General features: G+C 64.8%; 6 protein-coding genes. 3 read left to right on the top strand and 3 right to left on the bottom strand.

What is annotated here, in order from left to right:
• Nucleotides 1-89: 89 nt before the first annotated feature.
• On the bottom strand, nucleotides 90-1343 hold the full coding sequence (locus V5A53_RS13085) for a hypothetical protein (RefSeq protein WP_332314063.1): 1254 nt from the start codon (nucleotides 1341-1343) through the stop codon (nucleotides 90-92).
• A gap of 108 nt (nucleotides 1344-1451) precedes the next feature.
• Between V5A53_RS13085 and V5A53_RS13080 the strand changes: the two genes are divergently transcribed.
• Both V5A53_RS13080 and V5A53_RS13075 read left to right on the top strand, forming a co-directional pair.
• Nucleotides 1452-2030, top strand: a complete 579-nt coding sequence (locus V5A53_RS13080) for a dolichol kinase (protein ID WP_332314062.1) — start codon at nucleotides 1452-1454, stop codon at nucleotides 2028-2030.
• Nucleotides 2031-2095: 65 nt separating this feature from the next.
• Nucleotides 2096-2425, top strand: a complete 330-nt coding sequence (locus V5A53_RS13075) for a hypothetical protein (protein ID WP_332314061.1) — start codon at nucleotides 2096-2098, stop codon at nucleotides 2423-2425.
• A 94-nt stretch (nucleotides 2426-2519) separates the two neighbouring features.
• On the opposite strand, the gene V5A53_RS13070 is transcribed toward V5A53_RS13075, so the two are convergent.
• The gene (locus tag V5A53_RS13070; protein ID WP_332314060.1) at nucleotides 2520-2999 is read right to left on the bottom strand and encodes an SRPBCC family protein; all 480 of its coding nucleotides are present in this window, start codon (nucleotides 2997-2999) and stop codon (nucleotides 2520-2522) included.
• A gap of 87 nt (nucleotides 3000-3086) precedes the next feature.
• On the bottom strand, nucleotides 3087-3512 hold the full coding sequence (gene lrpA1, locus V5A53_RS13065; protein ID WP_332314059.1) for an HTH-type transcriptional regulator LrpA1: 426 nt from the start codon (nucleotides 3510-3512) through the stop codon (nucleotides 3087-3089).
• Between the two features lie 182 nt (nucleotides 3513-3694).
• On the opposite strand from lrpA1, the gene V5A53_RS13060 reads away from it, so the two are divergent.
• Nucleotides 3695-4550: 3-hydroxyacyl-CoA dehydrogenase family protein (locus tag V5A53_RS13060; protein ID WP_332314058.1), on the top strand; the 856-nt coding region annotated here is incomplete at its 3' end.

The raw sequence follows: 4550 nt of genomic DNA, 5'->3' as shown, positions 1-4550 counted from the left end.
GGGTCGGATGGCACTGGCCATTATCTCGCGTACGGACGCTTATAAACTTCTTTGTCCGAACCATCCCGGATACCTTCGTCCGACGGATATCAGAGGTAGCCGAAAAGCGGTGCGAGAAGCGCCGCCAGCCACCCGGCGAGTCCCACGAGAAGTGCCGGGGGATATTCGTCCCGTTCGACCGCCAGCGCCCCGCCGAGTGCGATGAGACCGAGCGCGGTGACCACCGCCGCCCGGTGGAGGATGACCCGTAGCGGGAGGAGAGACACCCCCATCGCGGCGAAATCGACGACGAACGCCGTTCCGAGGCCGGCCGCGGCGAAGGCGAACGCCCATGTGTGGTTCGACCCTCGACCGAGCTGGTACGCGATTGCCGGAGTCCCGAGCGCCAAGCAGAGATACAGCGGCGCGGCGATGAGCTTCGGCGAGAGACCGGTGGCGAACGTCTCACCGGCGATGCCGACGAACCGGACCGCCAGATACATCCCGAAGACGGTGGCTCCGAGTACCAGTTCCCGACGCTGCCGAAGGATGAAGCGTCGCCCAGCGAGCTTGACGTCCCGGAACAGTCGTGTGGAGCCCAGCAGTAACGCCGGGACTATTGCGAGATAGATGACCGAGGCCCAGCCGTCGCCGTCGGCGGTGCGGTTGCCGAACGGGAGCCGGACCACCTCCTCGACGTAGGGCTTGCCCATGAAGTCCTCCTCCAGTCGCCGCTGGGAGTCACTGATCCCGGTGACGGTGTGCCGGAGTCGGAACCAGTCCCAGTGTTCCTCGTGGACCTGCACGGCCGTCCACTCGCCGTTGGGGTCGTTGTAGGCGCGGATGTGCATCCGCTCGCCGAGATACGTCCCCGAGTGCAACTGGTAGGACTCCTCGAGCCAGACGCCTTCACCATCGGTTTCGACGTACGTGTACCGTTTCGCGCCCTCGGCGTCCTGGAACGTGATGGCGTCCTCGATGCGCTCGGCCTCGGGGTCGATCTCGACGCGCTCGCTGGTGTTGGTTCCGTTGTCGGTCGTCTCGATGGGATCTCCTTCCTCCCACCGCAGGGCCGACCGCTCGCGGAGCGCGGTTTCGACGTCCTCCGGGTCGTCGTAGAAGACGACGTTGATCCCCAGCGTGCGCGCCTCGAACCGCTTTGTGCGGGCTGTGTAGGGCCACAGCTCCGATTCCGCGTCGCCGACCGTGACGAGATCGGGTTCCTCCGGTTGCTCGAGTTGGACGCCCCAGAACGGCCACTCCGCGAGGACGACCGCGCCGCTGAGGCTCGCCATCAACACGAGGGCGGCCGCGACCCACGCGGCGTCGCTTCCGAGGTCGATCTCGGCGTCGGTCGTCCCCATCGTGTACTCGGTTAGGTGCCACGAACAATAGACTGTTGGCTGGCATGTCCCACTCGCCGGCGATTCAAACCGACCGAATCTAAGTCCCCACCTCCTAACTGGTCGGATATGCCCTTCGAGATTCGTCGTCGGGTCGTCCACGCTTCCGGGGCTGTCGTCCCCGGAGCGTATCTACTGGACGCCCATTACGGGGTCGGACTCGTCACGTGGCAGGCCGTACAGGCCCTCGCCGTCGTCGGCCTCGTCGTGACTGCCCTCCTCGAGGCCGCTCGCCTCTACGGTGGCCTCGAACACGCCATCTACGAGCAACTCACCCGCGAGTACGAACAGGACTCGGTTGCCGGGTACGCCCTCTACGTCCTCAGCAGTACGGTCGTCGTGCTGGCCTTCCGGCCCCAGATTGCGGTCCCCGCACTGTTCATGCTGATGCTTGCCGACCCCGTCGGCGGTATCCTCTCCAGTGGCGAACTCCGCGCCATCGCCCGCCCTCGCGTACTGGTCGGGATGTTCCTCGTGAGTTTCGCCCTCGCGTATCCGTTCGTCCCGCCGCTTGCGGCCGCCGCCGGTGCCTTCGGCGCGATGGTCGCCGACGGCGTCAAGCCGACCATCCGAGGGTGGGTCGTCGATGACAACCTCACGATCCCGATCCTCGCCGCCGTCCTGATGTGGGCCACGCTGAGCCTGTGAGGTGGTTGGCAACTCCTCTCGCGAAAATAGATGGGTTTTTGCTGGGTGAGGTCACTTCTCGTGATATGGCAGTTCATGACAGTCCGAACGGGATGGCCGGTCCCGCCGTCGCCGAGCTGCCGGACGTCGTTCCCTTCGAGTTGTCCCATCTGACCCGCATGAGCTGGGCGCTGGGCTCTCGTACCGTCGGGGACGACGCGGCGACGGTCATTGGACGGTGGGAAAAGCGAGACGGCGGCTGGGCGCTGGCGGCGTTCGCGGTCACGACCGAGACCGTCATCATCCGCGTTCGAACGCCGGTCGGCCGCGAGCGGTTCTACGGCGCGATCCGCTCGGAAGTCCGGACAGCCACCCGGGAACTCGAGGCGGACGACGCCTGGCGGGCAATCGAGTAGCGAGTCGGCGACGCGCCCTCGAGTGCTCGCAGCCGAACGACCTTCGAAGCGCCGTTTCTCCCCCGCGAGTGCTGCTTCGTGGCGGCGTCTCCGACTACTCCAGCAGTCGCTTCGTCTTCCGGTGTCGCCCGCGGAACATGGGCTCGAAGCCGACCCAGCCGAGCGGCGAGACGGCCCGTCCGAGCGGGCCGCCCGGCAGTTCGTATTCGACGCGGTCCGAGACCACGGTACCGCCCTCGTCAGCGAAAAAGCGGTGGGTGTGCTCCCACGTCGGGAAGGGGCCTTCCTCCATCACGTCGTGGAACATGGCGGCACCCTCCCACTCCGCACGCTCGGTGATGACGGAGGTCCACTCCTGTCGTGGCCCGACGCCGAACGGCCGGATTGACATCTCGATGCGCGCGCCTGCTTCGAGGAGCTCGGGGTCTGGCTGGCCGTCCGGGCCGACGACCCCGCGGACGTCGAGGTGCATGTATTCGGGGGTGAGCTTCTCCAGTCCCTCGATGGTGGAGTGGAACTCCCAGACCTCTTCGAGCGGCGCGTCGACCCACGTCTCGCGCTGGTAGGTGGCCATACTCGACAGTAGGGCGGCGACGGGCAAAACACCACGGGCGTCGGAACCCGACTGTGGAAAACGGCGGAGCGGAGACGGACGACGGCGTTATTTGAGTCGTTCCTGCAGGAAGGAGGGGTGGGCGGCCTCGACGCCCTCGATCTCGAGGATCTGTTCGGCGATGACGTCGCCGACGGCGTCGCCGTCGGGGGCTCGGACCTCGGCCATCAGCATGTGGTCGCCGCTGGAGGAGTACAGCGACTCCACGGCATCGAGGTCCTTCAGTTCCTTCGTGGCCTCGACGTAGCGTTCGCTGGCCACGTCGATGCCGACGAGGGCGATGGATTTGCCCGTGAGTTTCTTCGGGTCGATGTCGGCCGAGTAGCCGACGATGACGCCCTCCGATTCGAGTTTCTCGATGTATTTCCGGACGGTCGGCTTCGATACGTCGGCGCGCTCGGCGATCTCCGCGTAGGATGCCTGCGCATCGTCTTCGAGGACTTCTAATATCCTGTCCTCCGTCTCCGCGCTCATGGGTGATTCTTTTCCGTCCGTGAAAAAATATCTTCCGAACCGGAAAACACCGTGTTTCGGCACCACGATAGATACGTTTCACCGAATTTCAGTTTACAACTATTGGGCCAACTGGCCGAATATCTAACAACGATAATAACATGAGGTATCCTTAAGGGGTTGCCGCCGACAGAACCAGTCGTATGACGCTTGATGCCATCGACCGCGTCGCGGTACTCGGCGCGGGGAACATGGGACACGGTATTACGGAAGTCGTCGCGCTCGCAGGCTATGACGTCACGATGCGCGACATCAAAGAGGAGTTCGTCGAGGACGGCTACGAGGACATCGAGTGGAGCCTCGAAAAGCTCGCCGAGAAGGGTCGCATCGACGAGGCGCCCGCCGAGATCCTCGACCGAATCGACACGACGACGGATCTCGAAGAAGCCACCGAGGACGCCGACCTCGTCATCGAGGCCGCCCCCGAGGAGATGGACATCAAACACGACATCTTCTCGGACCTCGACGAGATGACCCACGACGACGCCATCCTCGCCTCCAACACCTCCTCGCTTCCCATCACGGAGATCGCGGAAGCGACCGACCGACCCGAACGGGTCGTCGGGATGCACTTCTTCAATCCGCCGGTGAAGATGGACCTCGTCGAGGTCATCTACGGGCAGGAGACCTCCGACGAGACGGCCGAGACGACCTACGAGTTCGTCGAGTCCATCGACAAGACGCCCATCTACGTCCGGAAGGACGTTCGCGGGTTCGTCGTCAACAGCGTGCTGGGTCCGTTCGGCGACGAAGCCGGCTGGATGGTCAGCAATGACGAGGCCACGATCCGAGAGACCGACGCCACGATGGTCCACGAGCGCGGCTACCCGATGGGGCCGTTCGAACTCGGTGACCTGACCGGTATCGACATCGGCTACCACGTCCGCAAGGAGGCCGGCCAGCCCGTCCCGCCCATCGTCGAGGAGAAGGTCGAAGCCGAGGAACTCGGCCAGAAGACCGGCAAGGGCTACTACGACTACGAGGACGGCGACGGCGCCG

Origin of the sequence: Natronomonas sp., from assembly GCF_036625485.1 — an archaeon.
In the GTDB taxonomy this organism is placed as follows: domain Archaea; phylum Halobacteriota; class Halobacteria; order Halobacteriales; family Haloarculaceae; genus Natronomonas.
The sequence above is the reverse complement of the archived record's forward strand: the minus strand, read 5'-3'. Positions and strand labels throughout refer to the sequence as shown.